Source organism: Halostagnicola sp. A56, assembly GCF_000691505.1.
In the GTDB taxonomy this organism is placed as follows: domain Archaea; phylum Halobacteriota; class Halobacteria; order Halobacteriales; family Natrialbaceae; genus Halostagnicola.
The window spans coordinates 1-23745 of the sequence record NZ_JMIP02000015.1 but is presented as its reverse complement, the minus strand read 5'-3'; the positions used below and the strand labels follow the sequence as shown (position 1 = coordinate 23745).

23 protein-coding genes and 2 pseudogenes are annotated in these 23745 nt (G+C 61.1%); 15 read left to right on the top strand and 10 right to left on the bottom strand.

Features of this window, described 5'->3' with window-relative positions:
- Positions 1-31: 31 nt before the first annotated feature.
- From EL22_RS05455 to gcvT, 3 genes and pseudogenes are all read right to left on the bottom strand, one after another.
- The gene (locus EL22_RS05455; RefSeq protein ID WP_231587885.1) at positions 32-2014 is read right to left on the bottom strand and encodes a hypothetical protein; all 1983 of its coding nucleotides are present in this window, start codon (positions 2012-2014) and stop codon (positions 32-34) included.
- Positions 2015-2197: 183 nt separating this feature from the next.
- A complete protein-coding gene (gcvH, locus tag EL22_RS05450; protein ID WP_050050540.1) occupies positions 2198-2581 on the bottom strand; it encodes a glycine cleavage system protein GcvH in 384 nt (127 codons plus the stop codon).
- Positions 2578-3677, bottom strand: a pseudogene (gene gcvT / locus EL22_RS05445) (glycine cleavage system aminomethyltransferase GcvT). The gene gcvH and the pseudogene gcvT overlap by 4 nt, the downstream one beginning before the upstream one ends.
- A 146-nt stretch (positions 3678-3823) precedes the next feature.
- On the opposite strand from gcvT, the gene EL22_RS05440 reads away from it, so the two are divergent.
- Complete coding sequence (locus EL22_RS05440; protein WP_050050539.1) at positions 3824-4312, top strand: NYN domain-containing protein; 489 nt, start codon at positions 3824-3826, stop codon at positions 4310-4312.
- A gap of 221 nt (positions 4313-4533) precedes the next feature.
- On the top strand, positions 4534-5529 hold the full coding sequence (locus tag EL22_RS05435) for a phosphate uptake regulator PhoU (protein ID WP_050050538.1): 996 nt from the start codon (positions 4534-4536) through the stop codon (positions 5527-5529).
- Positions 5530-5716: 187 nt separating this feature from the next.
- Here the strand turns inward: EL22_RS05435 and EL22_RS05430 are convergent.
- The 3 genes and pseudogenes from EL22_RS05430 to EL22_RS15880 all read right to left on the bottom strand — a co-directional run.
- Positions 5717-5875: pseudogene (locus EL22_RS05430) on the bottom strand (PIN domain-containing protein); the annotation flags it as partial.
- On the bottom strand, positions 5872-6009 hold the full coding sequence (locus tag EL22_RS17885) for a hypothetical protein (RefSeq protein WP_197075863.1): 138 nt from the start codon (positions 6007-6009) through the stop codon (positions 5872-5874). The pseudogene EL22_RS05430 and the gene EL22_RS17885, both read right to left, overlap by 4 nt.
- Before the next feature lie 42 nt (positions 6010-6051).
- Complete coding sequence (locus EL22_RS15880) at positions 6052-6234, bottom strand: plasmid mobilization protein (protein ID WP_082146684.1); 183 nt, start codon at positions 6232-6234, stop codon at positions 6052-6054.
- A gap of 128 nt (positions 6235-6362) precedes the next feature.
- On the opposite strand from EL22_RS15880, the gene EL22_RS17880 reads away from it, so the two are divergent.
- From EL22_RS17880 to EL22_RS17050, 9 genes are all read left to right on the top strand, one after another.
- On the top strand, positions 6363-6521 hold the full coding sequence (locus EL22_RS17880; protein ID WP_169732121.1) for a hypothetical protein: 159 nt from the start codon (positions 6363-6365) through the stop codon (positions 6519-6521).
- A 401-nt stretch (positions 6522-6922) separates the two neighbouring features.
- Positions 6923-7054: a hypothetical protein gene (locus EL22_RS18955; protein WP_255349660.1), complete on the top strand. Its 132-nt coding sequence runs from the start codon at positions 6923-6925 to the stop codon at positions 7052-7054.
- Positions 7051-7380, top strand: a complete 330-nt coding sequence (locus tag EL22_RS05420) for a hypothetical protein (RefSeq protein ID WP_050050537.1) — start codon at positions 7051-7053, stop codon at positions 7378-7380. Before EL22_RS18955 ends, EL22_RS05420 begins: the two co-directional genes overlap by 4 nt.
- Positions 7377-7919, top strand: coding sequence for a hypothetical protein (locus tag EL22_RS05415; protein WP_050050536.1), 543 nt, complete (start codon positions 7377-7379; stop codon positions 7917-7919). The genes EL22_RS05420 and EL22_RS05415 overlap by 4 nt, the downstream gene beginning before the upstream one ends.
- On the top strand, positions 7916-8368 hold the full coding sequence (locus EL22_RS05410; protein ID WP_156184060.1) for a hypothetical protein: 453 nt from the start codon (positions 7916-7918) through the stop codon (positions 8366-8368). Before EL22_RS05415 ends, EL22_RS05410 begins: the two co-directional genes overlap by 4 nt.
- Positions 8361-9116, top strand: coding sequence for a hypothetical protein (locus EL22_RS05405; protein WP_156184059.1), 756 nt, complete (start codon positions 8361-8363; stop codon positions 9114-9116). Before EL22_RS05410 ends, EL22_RS05405 begins: the two co-directional genes overlap by 8 nt.
- Positions 9113-9580, top strand: a complete 468-nt coding sequence (locus tag EL22_RS05400) for a FaeA/PapI family transcriptional regulator (protein ID WP_050050533.1) — start codon at positions 9113-9115, stop codon at positions 9578-9580. Before EL22_RS05405 ends, EL22_RS05400 begins: the two co-directional genes overlap by 4 nt.
- Positions 9577-9894 carry a hypothetical protein gene (locus EL22_RS05395; RefSeq protein WP_050050532.1) on the top strand — a complete coding sequence of 106 codons (318 nt, stop codon included), beginning with the start codon at positions 9577-9579 and terminating at the stop codon, positions 9892-9894. The genes EL22_RS05400 and EL22_RS05395 overlap by 4 nt, the downstream gene beginning before the upstream one ends.
- Positions 9891-10046 (top strand): hypothetical protein, encoded by a 156-nt coding sequence (locus tag EL22_RS17050; RefSeq protein ID WP_156184058.1) that lies wholly within the window; start codon positions 9891-9893, stop codon positions 10044-10046. Before EL22_RS05395 ends, EL22_RS17050 begins: the two co-directional genes overlap by 4 nt.
- A gap of 2 nt (positions 10047-10048) precedes the next feature.
- Here the strand turns inward: EL22_RS17050 and EL22_RS05390 are convergent, their stop codons facing one another.
- The 3 genes from EL22_RS05390 to EL22_RS05380 all read right to left on the bottom strand — a co-directional run bounded on the left by EL22_RS05390 (position 10049) and on the right by EL22_RS05380 (position 14894).
- Positions 10049-11278 (bottom strand): site-specific integrase, encoded by a 1230-nt coding sequence (locus EL22_RS05390; protein WP_050050531.1) that lies wholly within the window; start codon positions 11276-11278, stop codon positions 10049-10051.
- Between the two features lie 430 nt (positions 11279-11708).
- A complete protein-coding gene (locus tag EL22_RS05385) occupies positions 11709-12974 on the bottom strand; it encodes a PAS domain-containing protein (protein WP_050050530.1) in 1266 nt (421 codons plus the stop codon).
- A gap of 111 nt (positions 12975-13085) precedes the next feature.
- On the bottom strand, positions 13086-14894 hold the full coding sequence (locus EL22_RS05380) for an asparagine synthase-related protein (RefSeq protein WP_156184057.1): 1809 nt from the start codon (positions 14892-14894) through the stop codon (positions 13086-13088).
- Positions 14895-15443: 549 nt separating this feature from the next.
- Here EL22_RS05380 and EL22_RS05375 point away from each other — a divergent pair.
- The 3 genes from EL22_RS05375 to gyrA all read left to right on the top strand — a co-directional run bounded on the left by EL22_RS05375 (position 15444) and on the right by gyrA (position 21030).
- Complete coding sequence (locus EL22_RS05375; protein ID WP_050050529.1) at positions 15444-16391, top strand: biotin--[acetyl-CoA-carboxylase] ligase; 948 nt, start codon at positions 15444-15446, stop codon at positions 16389-16391.
- 189 nt (positions 16392-16580) lie between these two features.
- Positions 16581-18512 carry a DNA topoisomerase (ATP-hydrolyzing) subunit B gene (gene gyrB / locus EL22_RS05370; protein ID WP_050050528.1) on the top strand — a complete coding sequence of 644 codons (1932 nt, stop codon included), beginning with the start codon at positions 16581-16583 and terminating at the stop codon, positions 18510-18512.
- A 16-nt stretch (positions 18513-18528) separates the two neighbouring features.
- A complete protein-coding gene (gyrA, locus tag EL22_RS05365; protein ID WP_050050527.1) occupies positions 18529-21030 on the top strand; it encodes a DNA gyrase subunit A in 2502 nt (833 codons plus the stop codon).
- A 122-nt stretch (positions 21031-21152) separates the two neighbouring features.
- Here the strand turns inward: gyrA and EL22_RS05360 are convergent, their stop codons facing one another.
- The gene (locus EL22_RS05360; protein WP_049953258.1) at positions 21153-21686 is read right to left on the bottom strand and encodes an Rrf2 family transcriptional regulator; all 534 of its coding nucleotides are present in this window, start codon (positions 21684-21686) and stop codon (positions 21153-21155) included.
- A gap of 130 nt (positions 21687-21816) precedes the next feature.
- On the opposite strand from EL22_RS05360, the gene EL22_RS05355 reads away from it, so the two are divergent.
- Positions 21817-23370: a carboxypeptidase-like regulatory domain-containing protein gene (locus tag EL22_RS05355; protein ID WP_050050526.1), complete on the top strand. Its 1554-nt coding sequence runs from the start codon at positions 21817-21819 to the stop codon at positions 23368-23370.
- Positions 23371-23745: the final 375 nt, after the last annotated feature.

Below are 23745 nucleotides of genomic sequence, written 5' to 3'. Positions count from 1 at the left end.
TCACAACAGCACAGAACTCGGCGGGGCGGCGTTACCGCTCCGGGAACGCGTAGCCGACCCGATACTCGCCGTCGTATCGGACCGACACGTGATGTACCGTGCCGATTTCGTCGACATCGTCGCCGCTGCGGTCGGTCACGCTCTCGGCGTCGACGGTGAACGAATCGCCGTCTTCGAAGTCGCCGTCGATCTCGTCTCCGAGTGTGAGCGTGTAGGATCCGTTCTCGGCCCAGATCTCGGCCTCGAGATCCGCTGCGGGAAGCGCGTCTCCACCGACGTGTTCGACGGTCCCGTCGTCGTAGGCGAGGTCAATCGACGGCTGCGCGTGCGTTCCGCCAATGGTGGCGTCCGTCTCGGCCCAGACGGCCTCGACATCCGAGCCAACGGCCACGTCGTCGACCTCGATGGTTGCACCCGTCGAGACGGTGTCGAACTCGTCGGTCCACTGCGTGTCTGCTGGCTCACCGTCGATCTGGAGTTCGTACTCGGACGCCGAGCGCTCGACATCGTCTGTCGACTCCGAATCTGGGTCGGACGAAAGCGGGCCGAACTCGAGTGTCGCCTCGAGGGTCTCGTCGTCGTACTGGTACTCGAAGCGTGCTCTCCCCGGCGGATTCGCCTGCTGCCGCGAGATGCTGTCGTCGTAATCCGTTCCCTTCCAGCCGACGATGACCGTATCGCCGGCCTCGACGTCTTCGATCGTCGCAGTATCGCCTTCGGCCATGGTTTCGCCGTCCCACGGCTGGCTGGAGGTTCGCGGTTCGGTGGCCTCTTCGTTCGATCGGTAGAACCGGCGTTCCTCGAAGGCCGCGACGAAGACCTGATCGCCGTCGAGCGGGAACTCGTCTGCGTACTCGAGGGTGAGTTCGCCGGAATCGACGTCGTAAGACGACTCGAACCGGAAATGAGAGAGGATCGTCGTCCCGGACGAACTGCTCCCGAGTTCGTGTTCGTGGGTGAGCGAAACGGACAGGTTCGGTTCGACATCGTCCATCTCGATGACGATCGTGTCGCCTTCCTCGAGTTTGCCGTGCCCGTCGGCCCAAATGTCTCGATCGTACGGCTCGTCGTCGACCTCGAGCGTGAGGTCCTCGATTGGCGTCGGATCGCCGCGGCCGATTTCGATCTCGAGGCGGTCGTCGTCCTCGATATCGAAGTCGCGTTCGACCTGAAGATAGCCGGGACTCTCGTGCTCCCGAACCGCCCGTTCTGCAGCTAGATCGCGCGTAACCGTCGTGCTGACGAACGATCCGTCGACCTCGGCCGAGGGCTCGTCCGTCGTCGCAGCGTACGCGAACTGGCTTTCGAGCGTTTCGATCAGTTCGTCGGTGGCGTCCGACTCGTCCGCGAGTTCGATCCCGACAGACATCTCGATCGTGTCGGCGTCGATCACGGTCTGGGCGGTGATGGTGTACTCGATATCGACGTCTTCGAACTCGCTCAGAGTCGGTTGTTCGTCGCTTATCTGAACGGACCGTGCGTCGCTCTCTGGGAAGGTGGAGAGTCCCGATTCGATCGCCGACTCGGTCTCGAGGAGTCGATCCGCTTTACCGGCGTTCGCGTCGAACGCCGCCTCGACCGTCTCTCTGTCTGTCGACGCGACGACAACATCGCCGTCCGACGCGACGACGGCGTCGGATTCGGCGTCGTAGTACTCGTACTCGACTCCGGCGTCGGTTTCGCTCGAGTCGGTCGATTCCGGCAGTTCGATGTCACCGGACAGAACCGTGAGCGGTCGGGAGTACTCGTCGGTGTAGGACGTGACGAAGGCGCTTTTCGACACGTTATCGGCGTCCATTTCTGCCGTGTTGATCGGCGGCGTCGGACCGTACGGCTGGTCGGCCTCGCGCATCCGTTCATAGTTTGTGACGGCCACGGCCATCGAGTCCTCGGCGACGGACGCTGGGAGGGGCGCGAGCACGTCGTCGAACGAGGATTCGGTCGTGGTCGATGCCTTCGGGACGCGGTCGTCGTCCGGCGCGGCGACCGTCGATCCGGCGAGAGTAGCAGCCATGGTCGCACCGATGCCACCAAGGATTGTACGGCGGGGACACTGTTGCATACAACCCCCGATTGTTGCTAGGGGTACAAGTAAATTTTCCTTACTTTCTATCGTGATAACACGTCGGTGACGGACGGATATCGCCAGCTCCGAGCAACGTAGCCGTTCTCGAGTCGCCCGCGTCGGTGGAGACGCTTACGCGATCTGGTCTTCGTAGTCGTCGGCAGTGAGCAGCGACTCGAGTTCGTCCGCGTCCGTTGGCTCGATCTCGAGCATCCAGCCGTCGCCGAACGGGTCGTCGTTGACGAGTTCCGGCGCGTCGAAGAGGTCGTCGTTGACCGCGACCACCTCGCCGCTGACGGGCGCGTACAGGTCCGAAACCGCTTTTATCGATTCGACGACGCCGAACTCCTCGTTCTGGCTGACGTCGTCGCCCTCGTCGGGAAGTTCGACGAAGACGACGTCGCCGAGTTCATCCTGCGCGAAGTCGGTGATACCGACTCGGACGACGCCGTCGGTCTCGTGTGCCCACTCGTGCGATTCTTGGTACCGTCTGTCCGCTGGAACGTCGAAGTTCATTGTACTGTCTCGATGAAGGGTGTCGTTTCGACCCGCGCTTTCTTTGACTGTCCGCGAACCACCACTCGCAGCGTCGTCCCCGGATCCGCGTACTCGACCGGAACGTATCCGAGTCCGATCGGTGACTCGAGGGTCGGGCTCATCGTCCCGCTGGTGACCGTGCCGACGACGCGGCTGTCGGTGTTCGTGATATCGTAGCCGTTTCTCGGAACGCCCCGGTCCATCAGCTTGAGGCCGACCAGCGTCTCCTCGACGCCCGTTTCGTTGACCTGCGCGAGGGCGTCACGGCCGACGAAGTCGGTCTCGAGTGCGACGGCGAATCCGATACCGGCCTCGTAGGGCGTCCGCGGGTTGGACTCCCGGTCGAACTCCTGACCCGCGAGGAGATAGCCGGCCTCGATTCGGAGCGTATCGCGTGCACCCAGCCCGCAGGCTGGCAGTCGATGGCCGACCACACTGATTCGGCGTCGTTCCACGGGACGACGAACTCGAACCCGTCTTCGCCGGTGTACCCCGTTCGACCTGCCCAGCACTCGACGCCCTCGATCGTGACCGTTTTCGCATCGAACCGCGAGAGGGCGTCGATCGACTCGTCCGCGGCGGCGGCGACGAGGTCGGCCGAGTTCGGACCCTGTACCGCGAACATCGCGTACTCGTCGGTCATGTTGTCCACGGTCGCCTCGAGATCCCACTCGTTGCGGTGGGCGATCCACCGTTCGTGGATCGCCTCGTCGGTACCCGCGTTCGGAACGAACAGGTATGTCGCCGTTTCGGCTTCGTCGGGCAGCCGGTAGATCACCGTATCGTCGATGATCGACCCCTCGGCGTCGGTGATGGCCGCGTACTGGGCGTCGCCGACATCGAGCGCCGCCACGTCGTTCGTGGTGAGTCGCTGCAGGAGCTGAGTCGAATCGGGGCCGGTGACGTGAATCTCGCCCATGTGTGAGACGTCGAACTTCCCGACGTCGGTCCGGACGGCGACGTGTTCGTCGCGGATCGAGGAGAACTCGACCGGCATGTCCCAGCCGCCGAACGCTGTGAACTTCGCTCCAGTATCGTCGTGGAGCCCACGCAGTGGCGGCGTCTGAAGCGGCATAGTCGTGTGGACACCCCCGGGATAGTAATGTCTTTTCGTCGTCGTGCGTTCGAATCGCCGCACGCTGCCGGTACGAACCCAACCCGGTACCGGCGGCGGCCCTTTCGTCACACCTATTTCGAGACCCCCACTACGGGGCAGTATCTATGTCCGTCTTCGACCGCGTTCGGTCTCGTCTCGAGTCTTCGTCGGAGCCCGCGTCCGAATCTGCGAACGAATCGCCGCCGACCGTCGGGCTCTTCGTCGATGGCCCGAACGTGCTTCGAGATGAGTTCGACGTCGACCTCGACGACGTTCGCGACGCGGCACTCGAGTACGGACGCGTCGGGATCACCCGGCTCTATCTCGACGAACACGCGACGCCGGGGTTGATTCAGGCCGCCGAGGCTCGAGGGTACGAGGTCGTGGTCACCAGCGGCGACGTCGACGTCAAACTGGCAGTCGACGCGACCGCGTTCGTCGCCGGCGACCCGGTCGACGTCCTCATCATCGCCTCGCGCGATACGGACTTCAAACCGGTGCTCGAGTACGCTGGGACGGCCGGCATTCGGACGGTCGCACTCGCCCCCGGAAGCCACGGGCGCTCGGATGCACTCCGAAACGCCGCCGACGACGGCGTCACGCTGACGGAGTGAACTCGTCTCCACTCGATAGGGAGATATTCATCGCTGCACCTCGTATATATAGATCGTCGTTCGTAACTGAGTAGCTGTTGGTTACGCTCGAAAAACGATCCGAACGATTCGGATATGGTCGGTTGTAGGACTCTATCACCGAGTAGGAGTACCCTCTATAGATTGCAATCAGATTTATAGATTAGAATAGATTTATAGTCCCATGTCCGCAACCTCCGCACATGGAGACGCGAAAAGTCCAGGTCACGGGCGGATCGACGTACACGGTATCGCTGCCGAAATCCTGGGCGACCGACAACCAGGTCAGCGCCGGGACGACCGTCGAGTTCTATCCCGAGGACGATTCGCTGCTTTTGACTCCCCAGAGCGACGTCGATAGACAGGAGGGGACCCTCGACGTCTCGAGTCTCGAGGACGACCGACTGACCCGGGCCGTCATGACGATGTACGTCAGTGGCTTCGATCTGATCCGCCTCGAGGCAAACCGGATCACGACCGACCAGCGCCGCGCGATTCGGAGCGCGACCCAGAGTCTCGTCGGCGTCGAGGTCCTTGAGGAGACGACTGACAGCGTCGTGATCCAGGACCTGCTCGATTCCTCGGAGCTTTCGATCGTCAACGCCGTGACTCGCATGCGCTTGATCTCCTCGTCGATGCTCGAGGACGCAACCACCGCGCTCGTCGAGAACGACGACGACATCGCGCGCGACGTGATCGAGCGCGACGACGACGTCGACCGACTGTGGCTCGTCGTCTCCCGGATATTCCGCGCGACGCTGCGCTCGCCTCGAGCTGCCGAGGAACTCGGCGTTCCCCGAGAGGACTGCTTCGATTATCACTCGAGCGCCCGTCAACTCGAGCGGGTCGCAGACCACGCGGTCAAAATCAGTCAGCTCGCGCTCAAACTCGGGGAGATCCCGGAGGAGGTCGCGGACGCACTCGTCGCGCTTCGCGAGGACGCCTTCGACGTGCTCGAGAAGTCCCTCGACGCGCTGTTCGCCGACGACAGCGACGAGGCGAACCGGCTCGGACACGCCGCTCGCGAACGGATCCTCGAGATCGACGAACACACGCGAACGATCGACGACATGCTTCGAGAACTCGAGCCCATGCAGGCCCAGTCGCTCGGCCTGATCGTCGACTCGCTCTCGAGAAGCGCCGACTACGGCGGCAACATCGCGGAGACGGCGCTACAGAAGGCAGCGCCGAGTCCCTAAATCCGCCGGCGCTGGCTTCCGGTGTGGTCTGTCTGATTTTCTCCCGGAAACCTCGAGCCTCTCTCTTTCGATTGACAGATGCCGTGGAAAGACGCGCTCACGCGCTGATTTGCTCGCCAATTCCGCGAACTCACGCTCGATCCGGTCGATTGTCGGGAAACAAATGTGAACACCGGCAGATTCATAGCTGTTTCTTCTTTGTGAGCACCGTGCGAAACTCCATCAGATTGAGTATTGTCGTCGCTAACTCCCGGTCCAGATTTAGAAACTTCGTTGCCATCTCGCCACGCTCATCTTCATCAAGTGTTGCAGCAACGAGGAGGTTCGTATCAACGAACAGCTTCATACGTCTTCGCGGATCTCGCGAACAGCTTCGACGGAATCCACGTCGGCGTCAGTGTCGTCGAACGCTCGCGACAGGAACGTTCCTAGTGGAACGTCATCGTCCCCATCACTCGAGGGTGTGCTGTCGTCGTCCATGTTACGGGAGTTGATGGCTACGGGCATGATTCTGTCGGTGAATTAGTCAGCTGTCGCTACTGCCGGAGCCTTCGGATTTCCCTCTTCGTCCTCCAGTTCATCAAGCGCAAGATCTCGAAGCCAGCCAGAGACACCTGAATAACCCTCTTCTGCAGCCTTCACACGAATCTGGTTCCGTTCCTCTTCAGTCACGTACGTCGTTAGCTGCTTGTCCCGCTCGCTCATACTTCTGCCATTCTACCACAGTAACATAAGAATGTAGCATTCGGAAGTGCTACACTACATTAGTACGAGACGGTAATATTATAGTGGTGCAGTAGTAATGCAGTAGCATGGCGCGACCGTCGTTCACGATGCCTGATGAAATGTTGGAGGACCTCGAGGGGCGCGCCGGCGAGGACGGGAACAAAAGCAGATATGTTCGCGAAGCTCTCGTCGCGCGATTCGAGGCCGAAGACAGTGGCGAATGGGAAGCACCCGAATCGTACACTGTCGAGACGAACGCGCTGTAGCGAATCGACTCACCAATTAACTGCAGCCCGAGGCGTGCCAGCGCCCCGGGAAAACCACGATGAACCTCATGCAAGCAAACGCCCCGCGGGGGCCTTACTATGGACCCCATACGCGCTCGAAACAGTCAGTTTATCCTGACTATCGTGTTTTCGGAACCGTTGCGGAGAGAAGAAAAGACGCCGGGAGAAGCGTCTACGCGGCGGTAATCGGCACTTACCGCGAATTTCGGAAATGCGGAAACAGCGCTCACGAACTTATGGGAAAGAGAGACGCACAGACTAATCGAGCACTTGCGAACCCCACCGAGGACGCCCGATCTATCCAGGACTTGGCGTCCCCGGCAGTTCGCAGGCCACAGACGACGACAACCCCGGAGCGCGAATCGGCTCCGGATCAATCCATGACCATGTACACAGACACGGACGACGACAAAAACAGTACCGGATCGAACACAACCAGCGGCTACCTCGAGGGCGCACTCAAGCGCGCCGAGCCCCGAACAGACGTCTTTTTCCACGGGGTGGCGGCATGACGACCACCGGCGAGTTCCCCGACGACCGGGACGATCGCGATCGAGTCGATCTCAATAAGGCGGGCGCGGTCGAGTCCATCGTCGACACCTTCGCGGCGATCGCCGAGCGAGCCCGACTCGAGGACGACGGCGTCGACCAGGACTCCGCGGAACTCCGGCGAATCAAGACGGCCCGTCGATTCGACGCGGCCGAGAAACAGAGCCACTACGCCGAGCCGCTCGAGGGGACCCCGACAGCCGGCTGCTACGGATACCTCGTTGGAGATCCAGACGGCACGGAGTGGCTCTCGACGAACTACGTCGTCTACACGAGTGATCGGCGATGATCGCCTGCCAGCACTGTGGCAACGAGATCCCCGACCGTATCAGCTTCGATGAAACCGATCTCGAGGACGACGAGGAAATCGTCAAGCACTCCCACCCTGCTGAAGACGGAATCGGTGTCGTCACCGACTTCTACTGTAACGGAAGCTGTGCCGCGGAAGAGCTCGACCGCCGACCGATCGAGAAACGACTCGAAGCAGCCTCAGAGGAACTCCGCGTGCGCGACAACCTCGGCGAAGCAACGTGGTTTGGCGACCTCGGCCTCCACACGTTCTACAACCCATCTCGAACCGGCTACGGAATCGGGATGACGACGGCAACGGCCATCGCCTTCCAGAAGACAATCGAAGAGCTGTGGCTCGAGGCAGATATCGTCGAAGACAATCAAGGCGAGGTCACACCCGAAGCGGTTGCTGCCGAAGCCGAGAACCAACTCGAGGAGTTTATCGGCCAGTTCCGGTTCTTCGAGCTGTACGCGGAGAATCTCGAGGAGGTCCTCCGTGATGCCCAGCAGAAGTACGACGGGGTGAGTTGGTCGTGACCGACTGTACGGTCTGCGGGAATCGAGACTACCTGTGCCAGCAATGCAAGATGGACGAGCTCGAGTCCCGCCACGGGCTCCCCTCCGAAAACGAAGTCGACGTCCAGCACTGGGTCCAAGACCTCGAGGAGACGTTCCACGCCTCGATGTACATCGAGGACACCAGACACGTCGCCGCCTGTGGGACGATCGTCGAGACCCCTGTCGCGGATCTAACGGAGGATCCCGAACGGTTCCGCGAGGAGGCCGACACGTGCGACGACTGTGTGGCGTATCTCGAGGACGACAACGAGGCGACGATCCCCGATGGCGGCGAGTTCGAGCGCGCGACGGAGCTCCGGGCCGATGGTGGCCTCGAGGAGATCTACCGGCGTGAGACGATCGTCGCGACCGACGACGGCATCGCGATCGGCGAGGATGCGGTCCCGGAGGCGATCGACGATGAGTGATGTCGCCGATGGGCTTCGCCGGTTCGCTGGCGTCGTCGGCGCACTCCAGGACACGCCGCTTGAAGTCGACAGCGCTCAGCTGCTCGAGGCCGATGCGAACGAACTCCGCGGTCAGCTCACTGTCACAGTTCGCGACGCCGATCTCGATGCGATCGCCGGCGTTGAACCCCGCACCCAACCCGACACCGACCAGGAGGAGATCGCCGTCGACGGCGAGTCGGACGACACCGACGACGCCGAGGAAACTGCAGAGCTCCTAGACCACACCAAAACCGAGGACCTTCAGCGCGCCTACGACGAGGCAGACGGCAATATCAGTCAAGCCTCCGAGCGATTCGAGGTCGGATACGCTGCGGTGTACCGACAAATGAAAAATCACGGGGTCCACGAAACCGATAGTGAAAACGGCACCTCCACCGAGGACGACACCGAGTCAGAACCAGAGTCAGAGGTACCAGTCGACCTCGAGGAGGATGCCGCGGACGACGCGCCGGCGGACACCGGCGACGACGTTCAAGAAGCCACCGACGAAATCACCGTCGACGCCGTCGACAGCGAGAAGGACGAACCGGATATAGAGCTCCCCGACGGGGTAACCGAGACCAACGTCCAGACAGCTGTCGACGAGCACGGAGACCTGGGGGCCATCGCTGACGAACTCGGCGTTACTCCGGGACGGGCGCGGACGATCACGGTCGCGCTCGGCTATTATGGAGATGTTCGGGAAGTCACAGGTGGTCGGCGATGAGCGCCCCGTGGCGCTACCGGTGTCCCGAGGGCCACACGCGCATCGAGAGACTCGCTGACGAGCGAGCTCACCGATGCAAATCGTGCCAGACCGTCTACGCAGGCCCGCCGATCGACGCGAAAGACGTCGACGAATTCCCTGTTGGCCGCGAGGTCCTCCGGGAAGCCGCAGATATCGGCTCCGAAACCATCCTCGAGTCGATCACCGAGATCGCCGACGACCCGGCACGGAACTGGATCCAAACGCGAGAGATCGCGACGGACGTCGGCGCGGATCCTCGACAGGTTGGACAGATCCTGTCGAACCTAGAGGCCCACGGCCACGTCGAACGACTCCAGGACAAGGCCCATCCCAGCTGGGCGCTCGAGGCCGACGGGCGAGCTAGCGCGGACCCGCGGGCGATCGGCCTGCTCGTCCTAGTCGTCGGTCTGATTGCCACGTTCGTCGCCGGGGTGATCCTATGAGCGCTGTCTCTCTATCACCCGACCCGGCCGGTGAACGCCGCCGAGCTGCAGAGATGTCGATCGGGAGGGTCAGCGACCACATCACGACCGATACCTGGCCCGATCGGGTCGGCACCGATGTCGATCTTCGCGAGGCCTGGAGAGACGCCGAGCCGGTCCACTACCCCAGCGCATCGAACGCGTGCGTTGCGCGACTCTACGAGATGGAAGTCATACTCCTCGCCCGACAGGGAGCACTCATGACCTGCATCCCGCTGTGGCATCGAGCGGAAGACGAACAGCAGTACATCCGCTCACAGGTGACAGATCAATGAGTACGACTTCCACGAATCCAGACCCAACAGACGAAGCAGCAGAGACTGTCGAAGAAAACCGCGAGCTCCTCGAGCGAATCGCAGACGCCGACCTTCCAATTTCGGAAGATATCGAGCGCATCATCGAGATCACCGACGGAGGTGAGAAGTGATGTCAGTCGTCGCCGAACAGGAGTCGTTTGAGCGCGGGATTCTCGTCGACGAGGTCGCGGGCTTCCATGACGTCATCGAGGGAGACGTCACCCTGCTCCCCACTGGCCTCTCCGGCGGACTCGACCCATCGGCGGTTGACATCGTCGGATTTATCCAATGCGCGTTGGCTGAGCGCGCGTCCGCACCACACACATACATCACTATCTCTCGGGTTATCCCGATCGCAGCTAGGGCACGGGACCGGCGCGAGATCCTCGTGTTCGTCTTCACCGACATCGATGCCGTGGGCGCGGGCGATCTCCCGGTCGTTCGCATCACCGAAGACGCTGATGTAACGCGAGGCGATATCGGATCCCCGAGTCCAGCCGTGATGGTCCTCGAGGTGGGCCTGCGAGACGCCCTGGCTCGCCAGATGCGACGCGGAGGACTTCCGGAAATTCGAGGGTGTGACCGGCCGTTCGACGTCAGCCTTCCGTGCCTTCTCCTTGAGGATGTCCCGGATTCGGTTATTCGAGATTTCGCGCGGGGAGTTGAGCGCACAGAACAGCGGATCGTTTCGGTCACCTGGATGTACCTCGAGCCATCGCTGGACGTACGGCACCGACGGGATCAGGACGGGCGATCGTCGGCCAGTCTTTCCGTTGACAGTGACTTGGAGGCCGTATTTATGGTCGGTGATCTGCTTCGGTGTCAGGTCGAACAGTTCGTACGGGCGCGGACCGAGATCCCAGGCGAGGGCGATCAGCGCGCGATCGCGGAGATTCGAACACGCGTCGATCATGGGGAGGATTTCTTCGTCCCACCGGAGCATGTCGCCCGGATCGGGTGCCGGGTCGTAGTTGCTTGGATAGCCGCCAGGAACCCACTCGAGACTGTCGGGGATGCCGTCGACGTCGTCTCCACTGGCGAGCTTTCCGAACTGTCGGAGGGTGACTCGGTAATCCTTGTTGGTCTCAGCGGAGTTCGACTTCTCCGTGTTGATCCAGGCGACGAGGTTTTCCGCGGCGTCGCGATCCTCAAGCGCGTCGGCGAGACCGCCGACCTCCTGGGCGAGTTTGACAGCTCGCATGAGGTACTTCTCGTGGGCGAAGTCACCGTATTTCGACTCCCCGAGGATACGGATACGGTTGCTCATTCGGAGGAGCGCTTGCGCGTCGTCTTCGCTCATATCCTCGGCACCGTTGACTCGCTCACGGAGCCGTTTGATCGACTGTTCCGGGTGCGCCGTCATGACTTATACTATTTCAGTGGGCATGTAAAGGTCGGGTTTAGATCCCTCCCCGGGCATACTTAAAAAGGGTTCAACGCCCTCTTGCGATTTCATTATATAAAGAGTGGATCGAAGACATCACGGATAGCAGATCAATTTGAGTATAGTGGCGCTAAGATAATATATACTCCGTCGTAGTCTCAACTCGAATAGTAATTGACTTCGATGTTGCCAACGTCGTCGCGACGAGTTCCTACCAGAGGAGATTAACCTCGAAGCTTTGCAGAGTCCTTCGAGCAACAGAAGGAGATTGCTGATGTGTCCTATGGGCCAGCCAATAGTCACTGGCTCAGAACATAATTCGTCCCGGATGAAACCTACGTTGAATTCTACCGGTCTGTACTGTGTTCGATCTTCGGTTAGAAGTCGACAGAACACTTCTACGCAATCGCTAAGCGGCTAAACGATGGAAGCGAAGGTCGTGGGAGACGACGCTGGCGAACTCGTCGAACTTGTCACGTTCCCGCTTGAGCGTTTGCTCGCGTGCTTTACTCTCGGTGATATCCGTTGCCACGCCGGCAATCTCGACGGGAACTCCCTCGTCATCGGTAACCTGCTCGAGTCGCGATTGGATCCACCGGACCCCCCGTTCAGGGTGCTGGATACGGAACTCCTGTTCGACCGGCCAGTCGAGGGCCTGTTCTTGTTGCTTTTCCAGCCCTTCTACCATCTCGGTCCGATCGTCGGGATGGATATATCTCATCCACGATGTGGGGTCTTCGTACGCCTCCTCGGGTGTGATCCCGTAGATGGTCTCGACGGCTGGGTTTGCATACAGTGTCTCCGAATAATCTGTCGAGACGAAAAAAAGAGCGTCGCGTACGTGTTTCCCAAACCGTTCGAACCGGGCGTAAAGTGACTTTAACTCCCCTTCGCGCTCTTTTTGTTCGGTAATATCACGGACGTATCCCACGATTCGGCTTACGGATTCCGCCTCGAAGATCGGTTTTCCCTCGCTTCGAACCCACCGCATCTCGCCGTTCGAACGGATTATACGATACTCGATCGAATCAGGTTCGCCGTTCGCGACCGTCTCCATAGAGCGGGTTGTCCGCTCGCGGTCTTCGGGGTGAATATGCGCTAAAAACGACTCCGGATCGGATTTGACGTCCGAAATAGAACCGCCCCAGATGTCTTCGTACGCCGAGTTGATGAACAGTAACTCACTCCAATCGCTGTTGAACATGAACAGGATGTCGTCTGACTTCTCAGCGAGTTGGGACAGTTTTCGTTGCGTTTCTTCGAGATCGCGTTGTGATCGCGACTGTCTTACGACGTTTCCGATGCGATTTGCGAGTACCGCGTACTGACTGGTTCCGGACTCCTTCTGCAGATACTCTGTTACACCCGCAGAGATTGCCTCACTGGCCACTTCCTCGGATCCTTTCCCGGTGTAGAGAATAAACGGGAGATCGGGGTATCGTTCTCGAACTGCTTTGAGGAATTCGATACCGTTCCCTCCAGGCATGTCGTAATCAGAGACGATACAATCGACAGCGGATTTACCGAGGTATTTCAGACCCTCGTCAACGGTGGTTGCGGTTTCGACGGAAAATCTGTCATCCTCGCGTTGTAGGTAGGTAGCGATCAAGTCGGCCAAACTCGAGTCGTCATCGACGTGAAGAACCGTTATCTCTTCTCCACTACCACGTTCCATCTATCATGCCAGTGTTCGAAGGCTCGTTGTTCTTACGGCCACGGGTGATCCGCAGTATCAAGCACTAAGAAGTACTTCTCGTACGTCAAGGCGGTTGGGCGGTCGTCGAAATTACTGTGAGAGCGATACCCGATCCGCACTGCTATCAACCGATTCGGAACGGGAATCACTCGAGTCACCGGATTGCTGGATCGCAGCGATGAGCGTCAGCAGGAAATACTGCTGGGTGGCGGTGTAGCGCCCGCCCGACCACGTCACCCGCTGGACCGCCTCGCCCGAGAAGTGCTCCCGAAAGTCGGAGGGGTCGCTTGTCGCCTCTGCGAGAGCCATCGGGGGACTGTCCGCACCGCTTTCGCCCTGCCCGAGCAGTCCGAAGACACGGTCTTTGAGGTCGGGATGTTCGGAGAGCCAGTCGTAGCCAAAGCGTTTGAGCCGGTAGGTGAGCGAGTCGATCGGCGCGCCGAAGTCGACGTAGTCGATCTCGAGGGTAGCGGGCGAAAGCTGGGCCAGAAACTCCCGGTAGAGCGTCGTTCCGTCCTTTTGGGCCGGCGGACATGCCATCGCCTCCTCGAAGAACGGGAGCGCGTAGAACGGCGTCGTCGACCAGGTGTAATACCGCGTGCGGTCCTCGCCGTGGTTGAGCCAGTTGATCCCCCGCTCTCGGACGAGGAAGTGGACGTATCGTCCCTCGAGGGTGGATTCGGGGTAGGAAAGCAGTCGACTCCTGACCGAACTGGTCAGCCGGGCCGGGTCGACGTCGACGATGTCTGCGACCTCCTCGAGCGAGAAGACCTGCTGGCCGTCGACGACGAGTTCGACGAGTTCGTCCATCGAATCGACGTCTTTCGAGGGGGTGAGATCCGGGATGGCCTTGTCGCCGCCGTCGCCGGTAACGAAGGTGGCGTTGGGGTGGTCGGTGGCGACCTGTTCGGCGAAGTTGAGGCCGAGCGACATCCCGAGGTTGTTCATCCCCTGACTCATCTCGAGGAGCAGTTCTCGGTGTCGGTCGGTCCTGTCCGCGACGTAGGACTGCCACGGGACGTCGAGTGCGTTCGCGACCTGTCGCGCGACGTCGACTTCGGCCGCGTTGGAGCCGTCCGTCCGCGCAGACGTCGCTGCGAGCAGTTCGCCGTCCGCGTGCGTGTAGCCGGCGATGACCGCTCGAGAATCGAGGCCGCCGCTCAGGGAGACGACCGTCTCGCCGGTGACGCCCGCCCGGTTCTGGCAGGCGTCGACGAACCGATCGCGGAGCCGTCGGGCGTTCTCTTCGACGGATCGATGCGCGTTCGCGTGCTCGTCGAACTGGAACTCGTGCACCGAGTCGGTGGTATCCGACTCGAGTTCGAGCATCGATCCCGGCGGCAGTTGCTCGACGCCCTCGAACAGCGTTCGCGTCCCGAGCGGATAGCCGAACAGCAGCATCTGGCCGAGTGCGAGCGAATCGGGCTCGAGTCCGTCTTCGATCCGTTCGGCCAGTTCGCGAACGACCTTGAGTTCGCGGGTGAGTATCGTTGTCCCACCGACGGTCGCGCGGTAGGTCGGCAGCCGCCCGAACGCGTCGTTTACCGCCCAGGTCGTGCCATCGTCCTGATCGGAGATTACCAGCAGGAAGTCCCCGTCCCGTTCGGCGATCCACTCCGAGAGTTCGTCGGTTCGGGCTCCCGCGACGAGTTCTGCCGCCTCGGTCACTGTCGCTTCGACGTCGTCCGTCCCGTAGAGGTGTCCCTCGAGAACGATCGTGTACGTGTCGGTTTCGTAGACTTCGATCGGATACTCGTCGTACCCCGAGTAGGCGACGACCCCCTCCTCGTCGTCGATCACGTAGTGGCCGTCGTATCGATCGGTGAAACAGACTGATTCGAGCGCGTCGTCAACGACCCCGTGATCGATCGGCTCGTCGGCGACGGTGATTCCTGGCATACGACGGCGAAGACGGCGCGAGGGGATTATTATACGGCTGTTAAACGCACCAGTGCTCTGGTTGGGCGGAGTTTCGGGATATTCCGTGATCCACCCGAGCGAGACGAACCGTCGCTCGCAGTGTCTCGGTGGAGCCGTTCGACTCCGCAGTCACGTCAGAGAGAAAGAATTAAGCGACCGCCACTCCCTGTATCGCGTGGGGCGAACGCCCTGCTCCCGGCGAAACAAACCACAGACGGAACGGTCATCACTGAAGGCACCCGGTGAGGCACACGACGGCGTGAACGGACGTATGGATCCGGCGACCCGAAGCGCCGTTCGAGCCGAGCCCACCGCCGATAGGGGATGACGCGTCCGACTCGTGGCCGTAGAAGCCCCCGGGAGCCACGTACGACGCCGAGGCCCGGAATAACGCATCGCGCGAAAAACGGGCCGAAGAACTCGTACGGATTTTTCTATGACGCGGACACGCGGTCGTACGGTCCCGAGATGCCGGGTTCGAACGGCCCTTCCGGCGAGTTGAAGTGTTCGTACCTCACGTTATATACCATGAACGAGACGAAACGCGCGATCCTCGAGGCCCTGTCTGCGGGCCCCGTCGGCGGTCCCGCGCTCGCCGAGTCACTCGACATCTCTCGAGCGGCGGTCTGGAAACACGTCGACGAGCTTCGGGAGGCCGGGTTCGAAATCGAAAGCGGATCAGACGGCTACGCACTCGACGGGCCGACCGAGTACAACGCACTGGCCGTCGAGTACGGCCTCGAGGCGCCGTTTTCCGTCGAGTATCACGATTCGCTCGGGAGCACGAACAACCGCGCGCGCGACCTGGCGACCGACGGTGCGTCCGACGTGGTCGTTCTCGCGGACGAACAGACCGGAGGGCGAGGCCGACTCAAGCGAGCCTGGAGTGCACCCAGCGGCGGCGTCTGGGCGAGCCTCGTTTGTCGACCGGACGTGCCCCCGACGCGAGCGCCGTTGTACACGCTGGCCGCGGCGGTTGCGACGACTCGAGCCGCTCGCGAAGCCGGTGTCGACGCCCAGATCAAGTGGCCCAACGACGTGGTCGTCCCGCTCGAGGACGAAGAGAAGGCTCGTCCGTATCGGAAACTCGCGGGAATCCTCACGGAAATGGAAGGTGAGACCGACCGCGTCACCTGGCTCGTCGTCGGGATCGGCGTGAACGCGAACATCGATGCGGCCGCACTTCCGCCCGAGGCGACCAGCGTGGGCGAGGAAGTCGGTGACGTCGACCGGCGCGTCTTCGTCCAGCGACTGCTAGAGGAGTTCGACGCGCAGCGAAACGCCCTCGAGTCGGTCGTCGACTCCTGGCGGGACCACGCGCTGACGATCGGAAAGCACGTCCGAGTCGACTGCACTGGCGGCGAAGTCGTCGGGACGGCAGTCGACATCGACGACGCCGGTGCGCTGATCGTCGAAACGGACGACGGCGAGCAGACGGTGACCGCGGGAGACTGCGAACACGTTCGGCGAGCGTGAGTTCGAAGCGGGCGTACGGCCGGTTCGGCTGGATACGAGACGAAGCGGTCGCTGTACGTGTTCTCTCGAGGAACAGCACGGATCCCTTCACATATCCAGTTTCTGTCACTGGTGTTTCGTTTTTTGTTCGCGCGAGCGCGCGTACGTGACCTTTTTAACCTCCCACCCACTATCCGAAAACAGGTTTTCATGTCTCAGGAAAGCGAGTACGGTGCCGGCCAGATTCAGGTCTTAGAAGGTCTGGAGGCCGTCAGAAAGCGCCCGGCAATGTACATCGGTTCTACCGATTCTCGAGGACTCCATCACCTCGTCTACGAGGTGGTGGACAACTCCATCGACGAGGCACTGGCAGGCCACTGTGACGACATCACCGTCTCGATCCACGACGACGGGTCCGTTGCCGTGACCGACGACGGCCGTGGGATCCCCGTCGACACCCACGAGGAGTACGATCGCCCGGCCCTCGAGGTGATCCTCACCGTCCTCCACGCCGGCGGCAAGTTTGACAACAAGTCCTACCAGGTTTCGGGCGGCCTCCACGGCGTCGGCGTCTCCGTGGTGAACGCCCTCTCGAGTCGGTTCGAGGTCGAGGTCAAGCGCGACGGGGGCGTCTTCCGCCACGCGTTCGAGCGCGGCGAACCCCAGGGCGATATGGAGCGGGTTCGCGACCTCGAGGCGGGCGAGGATACGGGCACCGAGATCAGGTTCTGGCCCGACGACGACATCTTCGAGACCGACCAGTTTGCGTTCTCGACGCTCTCGAACCGGCTTCGCGAACTCGCCTTCCTCAACTCGGGCGTTCGCATCACCCTCCGCGACGAACGCGAGCGGACCGACGAGGGCGATGTCGTCGCCGAAACTTACGAGTACGAGGGCGGCATCCGCGAGTTCGTCGAGTATCTGAACGAGACTCGCTCGGAGATGCACGAGGAGATCATCTACTTCGAGGACGAGGACGAGAACATCCAGGTCGAGGTCGCGATGCAGGCGACCCAGGAACTCCAGGGCTCGATCCATGCGTTCGCGAACAACATCAACACGCGCGAGGGCGGCACCCACCTCACGGGATTTAAGACCGCGCTCACGCGCGTGGTCAACGATTACGCCAACGAGAACGACCTCCTCTCGGATCTCGAGGACAACCTCAAGGGCGAGGACATCCGCGAGGGACTGACCGCGGTCATCTCGGTCAAACACCCCGATCCCCAGTTCGAGGGCCAGACCAAGACGAAACTCGGCAACAGCGAAGTGCGCGGAATCGTCGAGAGCGCCATGCACGAGGGCCTCGGCATCTACTTCGAGGAGAACCCCGACACCGCCCAGGCCGTCGTCATGAAGGCGGTCGAGGCGGCCAAGGCCCGAATGGCTGCCCAGAAGGCCGAAGAGCTGACCCGTCGAAAGTCCGCGCTCGATTCGACCTCGCTGCCGGGGAAACTCGCGGACTGTCAGACCAAAGACCCCGAGGACGCCGAACTGTTCATCGCGGAGGGAGACTCCGCGGGCGGCAGCGCAAAGCAGGCCCGAAACCCCGAGTTTCAGGCCGTTCTTCCGATCAAAGGGAAGATACTGAACGTCGAGAAACACCGGCTCGATCGGATCCTCGAGAACGACGAGATTCGGAACCTGATCACCGCGATCGGGACGGGAATCGGCGACGAGTTCGACGTCGAGGATATCCGATACAAGAAGATCATCATGGCGACGGACGCGGACGTCGACGGAGCGCACATTCGAACGCTCCTGTTGACGTTTATCTACCGGCACATGCGTCCGTTGCTCGAGGGCGGGTACGTCTACGCGACCCAACCGCCGCTGTACCGGATTCGCTATCGTGGCGAGACCTACGACGCGATGACCGACGCCGAACGCGACGAGATCGTCGCCGAGAACTGCGACGGCAACCCGACGCAGGTCCAGCGGTTCAAGGGCCTTGGCGAGATGAACCCCGAACAGCTCTGGGAGACGACGATGAATCCAGAGAATCGCATCCTCAAACAGATCACCGTCGAGGACGCCGCGGCGGCGGACAAAATGTTCTCGGTCCTGATGGGCGACGCCGTCGAGCCGCGAAAGCAGTTCATCAAGGATAACGCCCCCGAGGCAGAGTGGATCGACATTTAACGAGTAGGCAAGACACATGAGCTCAGACGTACCCGAACCCACGGACGTAGAGGCCCGGACGGTCGAAACCGTCCGTATCGAAGACGAGATGGAACAGAGTTACATCGACTATGCGATGAGCGTCATCGCGGGTCGTGCCCTCCCCGACGCCCGCGACGGGCTCAAACCCGTCCACCGGCGCATCCTGTACGCGATGCACGAACTGGGCGTCACCAGCGGCTCGAGCCATCGGAAGTCGTCCTCGATCGTCGGGGAGACGATGGGTGATTATCACCCCCACGGCGACAGCGCGATCTACGACACGCTCGTCCGGATGGCACAGGACTTCTCGATGCGCTATCCCCTCGTCGACGGGCAGGGGAACTTCGGATCGATGGACGGCGATCCGGCCGCGGCCCCGCGATACACCGAGGCGCGGATGTCCGCACTCTCAGAAGAGCTACTCGAGGACATCGGCAAGGACACCGTCGACTTCCAGTCGAACTACGACGACCGACTCGAGGAACCGACGGTGTTGCCCTCCTCGTTCCCGAACCTGCTGGTCAACGGCTCGTCGGGGATCGCGGTCGGGATGTCGACGAACATTCCGCCGCACAACCTCGGCGAGGTGATCGACGCGACGATCGAACTCATCGACGATCCCGACGCGACCGTCGAGGACCTGATGGAACACGTCAAAGGTCCTGACTTTCCGACTGGTGCGAATATCGTCGGCCGCGACGCGATCTACTCGGCCTATGCGACCGGCCGCGGTCGCATCCGCGTTCGGGCCGAGTTCGAGGTCGAGGAGTGGAAATCGGATCGAGAACGCATCGTCATCACGGAACTGCCCTATCAGGCGAACAAGGCTCGAATCGTCGAGCGAATCGCCGAAGACATCAACGAGGGCGAAATCGAGGGAATTTCGGACCTGCGAGACGAATCCGATCGGAACGGCGTCCGCGTCGTCGTCGACCTCAAACGCGGTGCGAACAGCGACGTCGTCAAGAACAAACTGCTCGAGAATCACCTCGAACGAACCTTCGGCGTCATCAACCTCGCGCTGGTCGACGGCCAGCCGCGGGTCCTCTCGCTCAAAGAGACCTTAGAGGAGTACGTCTCTCATCGCAGGGAGGTCGTGCGCCGGCGCAGCGAGTACGACCTCGAGGAGGCCGAGGATCGTGCCCACATTCTCGAGGGGCGATTGAAAGCCCTCGAGAACGTCGAGGACGTCGTCGAACTCATCCGCAACTCCGAGGACCGCTCGGCGGCCAAATCCGGGCTCGCGACGGAGTTCGACTTCTCCGAGGCGCAGGCAGAACACATCGTCCGGATGCAACTGGGTAGCCTCACGTCGATGGAAGCCGCCGAGATCGAAAACGAGTACGAGGAGGTCCAGGCCGAAATCGACCGCCTGACTGCGATCCTCGAGAGCGAGGAAAAGTTGTTGACCGTCATCAAGGACGAACTTCGGGAGATCAAAGACGAATACGACGACGAGCGCCGAACCTCGATCATCGAGGATCAGGGGACCGTCACCCACGAGGATCTCATTCCGGAGGAAGATGTCGTCGTCGTCATGACCGAGGACGACTACGTCAAACGGATGCCGATCGACACGTTCGATCCCCAGGGCCGAGGCGGGAAGGGGATCATCGGTGCGGACATCAAAGAAGGCGACAGGGTGTCGGCGGTGTTCCAGGCGAACACCCACGACTACCTGCTTTGCTTTACGAACCACGGGCAGGTCTATCAGCTGAAAACCTACGAAATCCCCGAGATGGGCCGGACCGCGCGCGGCAAATCGGCCGTCAACATCCTCGATCTCGACGACGGCGAGGAAATCACGGCGGTCGTCGACACCGACTCCTTCGAGGACGACGAGTGCGTGACGATGGTCACGAAAAACGGCTACGTCAAACGGACCGCGGGCGAGGACTTCGACAATATCCTGACGACGGGGATTATCGCGGCGAGCCTCGAGGACGGCGACGAACTCGTCGATGTCGAGGTGACAGACGGCTCGACCGATCTCGTGATCGCGACCGAACATGGGATGACCATTCGTTTCGACGAGAACGAGGTGCGCGAGATGGGACGCAACGCTCGAGGCGTCAACGGAATCAAACTCCAGGGCGACGGCGACGACCGCGACGCGGTGGCCGGACTCGTCGCGATGGATCAGGACGACGATCGTTCGCTGTTGACCGTCACCCAGAACGGGTACGGAAAACGGACCCTGCTCTCGGAGTATAGCAACCAATCGCGGTACGGCAAGGGCCTGATCGACATCAAAACCGACGAGCGAAACGGGCCCGTCACCGCGGTCAAGGCGGTCACCGAAGACGATCACCTCGTCGCGATGAGCGAACGCGGCCAGATCATGCGGACTCGGGCGGGCGAGATCTCGACGGTCGGGCGCAACACGATGGGCGTGACTATCATGGACGTCGACGCGGACGACGCGGTCGCGAGCGTCGACGTCATTCCGGCGGTCGCCGCGGGTGACGCGAACGAGTCGGACGAATCGACAGAATAGACGACGATCGACCGCTCTCGGAACTTTTCACAATCGAATCGCGATTCGAAGAGCAACTCGAGGAGAGACAACGTCAGATGCCGCGATTCGAGTCCCGAAACCGTGGTCTGCTCCGTGTCCTGTTAGTGGGCCGCTTCTTCTGACGGCGCGACCATCTCGTCGATGCGGAGGATCAGGATGTTGTTCGTATCGTCCTTGCCGTCGACAGTCCCCTCGATGAGGAGTTTCGAGAGCGGCGTCGGGCCGACGACGACCGAATCGTCCTCGTTGATGTCGCCGATCGCGCCCTGAACGTGAATCTCCGCACGGCAGAGTTCGGGGTGGTGCACGCTCGAGAGGTCGATCTCTTCGATGATGACATCGGTTACTGGCTCGCCTTCGTGCTCGAGTGGAACCGACGCGGGATCGTCCATCTGCTGGATCTCGAGGGCTTCGTAGGCTGCGGCGGTCGGCTTGTACCCCCCTTTCGGACCGGGTACGCCCTCGACGAGCTGGAGCGCTTTGAGACTCTGCATTTGATTGCGGATCGTGCCCGGGTTGCGGTCAACCTGTTCTGCGATGTCTTCCCCCTTGATCGCGTCGTCGGTCTCGTTGTGCAGATTTGTCAGGGCACGAAGTATTTTCTTCTGGCTCGGAGTGAGTTCGATTGATGACATATGGAATCTTACGTAATTGATTTCCGGGGAGCGGGCTCGTCGTCGAGTCCTCAAAGCGATTTCTCGCGAGCGAAACGCGACTCGTCCAACTCCTCGAGAATCTCTTGCAGAACGCGACGCCGCCGGCAGGGTGACCGCCTCCGGCGACACCAGTGAAGCCGATACCAGCACGAACGCGATTACGACCATGCAGACGCCCGGCACAGCCGATCCGGTTGTGGACGCGACCGTGACGGTCTATCCGTTCGATCCGGACGCCTCGGGTGACGAGACGCTCGAGCCGATCAAGGTCGACGCGAACGGGGAGTACTCGATCACGGATCTACCAGTTGGGACCCACGGGTTCGTGGCCGAGGCGGACGGTTTTGTCTCTGACACGCAGCAGGTCACGATCGAACAGGGCGTCACGACGGACGACGCCGACTTCGACCTCGAGTACGCCGACGGGGGGACCGTCTCGGGAACCGTCTCACTCGACGAGGTAGATCCAGCCGAAGACGTGACAGTGACGGTCGCCCTCGAGGAGACCGACGATGAAACGACCGTTCCCCTCGAGGCTGACACGGACAGCGCGGCGTTCACCATTGACGACGTAGATGTGGACGTCGACGACGGCTACACGGTCATCGCGTCGCCAGATTCGGAAAACTATGGAGACGCCCTCGAGGACACCGTGATGGTCGATGTCGGCGAGACGGCCGATGTCGGCAACCTAGTGCTCGAGCGAGACACCGGAGGTGCCGAAGGGACGGTGACCGCTTCCGGTGATACCGCCTCGAGCGGTGGGACTTCGACCGACTCCATATCGACCATGAGTACTCCCATTGCGGGGGAGAACGTCGACGACGCGACGGTTACCGTCCACTACTTCGACACGGATGCGAGCGGAGACGGCGACGTGACCGTGGACGTAACAGACGGCTCGTTCAGTGTCGACCAATTGCCGGTCGGGACCCACGGCTTCGCGGTTGACGGCAGTGGGCTCGAATCCGACACGCGGACCGAAACTATCAAGGACGGTACGACGAAGGAAAACGTCGACTTCGACCTCGACTACGCAGCGGGTGGCGCTCTCTCGGGAAGCGTCTCGATACCGGAGCCCGCTGACGGTGACTTCCCGGTGGACGTGACGGTCCGAGACGGGGAACAAGAGGTTGCGAGCGAGGAGGTGACGATTGCTGACGGCGACAGTTCAGTCACGTACACGTTCGAGAACGTCGACGTGAACGTCGACAATGGCTACACGGTGAGCGTGACGACCGACGCGTTCGAATCTGCTCCGGAACAGGAGAGCGTCATCGTCGATGTCGGGGACGAAACCACTGGTGTCGACATCGATCTGACCGATCCTGTCGCACAACAGGTAGACATCGATGCCAGCGACACGACAACGACGGTCGGCGAGTGGGTCGAGTTCACCGCAACCGTGACTAACAACGCTGGAACGCCCGTCGAGGGCGTCACCGTCGAGGCAACCGATGACGGCGAGGATGTCGACTACCGAAACGGGGACTCGAGTCAGACAACGAACGAAGATGGTGAAGCGAGCTTCGAAGCGACCACGGAGACCGAACAGCAGGTCGATAGCATTCAGTTCACGTTCACCGAACAGGACAACCAGAACGAAGGTATCGAATACGGCGTGCATATTTTTTCGTTCTGTAGTAATACATTTGGAGTTTAGAGTTTTATTCTCAAATACGTTTGTACTCTCGAGAACACGTGGTCAAATGCGAAAAACGAGTATTACATGGGGAGATTACACTGTCACAATCAATACTGAATGTTTTCTATTACAGGTGTAGGTGTGTAATTCAAATTCGAGAACGCATGATGATTGATAGTGATACAAAATTCGACAGAGGTAGTTGCCCGCTCCAGACTGTGTTTAGACCAGCGGTCTATCGATTCGAAGTGCAACCGCAGGTAGTCGCCCTTCCGCGCGGACGATGGGCGCCACGCTGCACGCAAACTCGAGCGCGGTAACGCGATCGCCGAGAGCGCGATGGCGAAGCTGTTTAGGTCGAACGTCACCGACGCTATCGATATCGCGCTTCAG

Excerpts from the sequence above, each read along its gene's own strand:
- EL22_RS05390 (WP_050050531.1), bottom strand. The coding sequence starts at position 11,278 with ATGACGGCGCACCCGGAACAGTCGATCAAACGGCTCCGTGAGCGAGTC.
- EL22_RS05380 (WP_156184057.1), bottom strand. The coding sequence starts at position 14,894 with ATGCCAGGAATCACCGTCGCCGACGAGCCGATCGATCACGGGGTCGTT.
- EL22_RS05360 (WP_049953258.1), bottom strand. The coding sequence starts at position 21,686 with ATGTCATCAATCGAACTCACTCCGAGCCAGAAGAAAATACTTCGTGCC.
- EL22_RS05395 (WP_050050532.1), top strand. The coding sequence starts at position 9,577 with ATGAGCGCTGTCTCTCTATCACCCGACCCGGCCGGTGAACGCCGCCGA.
- EL22_RS05405 (WP_156184059.1), top strand. The coding sequence starts at position 8,361 with ATGAGTGATGTCGCCGATGGGCTTCGCCGGTTCGCTGGCGTCGTCGGC.
- EL22_RS17885 (WP_197075863.1), bottom strand. The coding sequence starts at position 6,009 with ATGGACGACGACAGCACACCCTCGAGTGATGGGGACGATGACGTTCCA.
- EL22_RS05440 (WP_050050539.1), top strand. The coding sequence starts at position 3,824 with ATGTCCGTCTTCGACCGCGTTCGGTCTCGTCTCGAGTCTTCGTCGGAG.
- gyrA (WP_050050527.1), top strand. The coding sequence starts at position 18,529 with ATGAGCTCAGACGTACCCGAACCCACGGACGTAGAGGCCCGGACGGTC.
- EL22_RS05400 (WP_050050533.1), top strand. The coding sequence starts at position 9,113 with ATGAGCGCCCCGTGGCGCTACCGGTGTCCCGAGGGCCACACGCGCATC.
- EL22_RS05420 (WP_050050537.1), top strand. The coding sequence starts at position 7,051 with ATGACGACCACCGGCGAGTTCCCCGACGACCGGGACGATCGCGATCGA.
- EL22_RS05435 (WP_050050538.1), top strand. The coding sequence starts at position 4,534 with ATGGAGACGCGAAAAGTCCAGGTCACGGGCGGATCGACGTACACGGTA.
- EL22_RS05415 (WP_050050536.1), top strand. The coding sequence starts at position 7,377 with ATGATCGCCTGCCAGCACTGTGGCAACGAGATCCCCGACCGTATCAGC.
- EL22_RS17880 (WP_169732121.1), top strand. The coding sequence starts at position 6,363 with ATGCCTGATGAAATGTTGGAGGACCTCGAGGGGCGCGCCGGCGAGGAC.
- EL22_RS18955 (WP_255349660.1), top strand. The coding sequence starts at position 6,923 with ATGACCATGTACACAGACACGGACGACGACAAAAACAGTACCGGATCG.
- EL22_RS05375 (WP_050050529.1), top strand. The coding sequence starts at position 15,444 with ATGAACGAGACGAAACGCGCGATCCTCGAGGCCCTGTCTGCGGGCCCC.
- EL22_RS05385 (WP_050050530.1), bottom strand. The coding sequence starts at position 12,974 with ATGGAACGTGGTAGTGGAGAAGAGATAACGGTTCTTCACGTCGATGAC.
- gyrB (WP_050050528.1), top strand. The coding sequence starts at position 16,581 with ATGTCTCAGGAAAGCGAGTACGGTGCCGGCCAGATTCAGGTCTTAGAA.
- gcvH (WP_050050540.1), bottom strand. The coding sequence starts at position 2,581 with ATGAACTTCGACGTTCCAGCGGACAGACGGTACCAAGAATCGCACGAG.
- EL22_RS05455 (WP_231587885.1), bottom strand. The coding sequence starts at position 2,014 with ATGGCTGCTACTCTCGCCGGATCGACGGTCGCCGCGCCGGACGACGAC.
- EL22_RS15880 (WP_082146684.1), bottom strand. The coding sequence starts at position 6,234 with ATGAGCGAGCGGGACAAGCAGCTAACGACGTACGTGACTGAAGAGGAA.
- EL22_RS17050 (WP_156184058.1), top strand. The coding sequence starts at position 9,891 with ATGAGTACGACTTCCACGAATCCAGACCCAACAGACGAAGCAGCAGAG.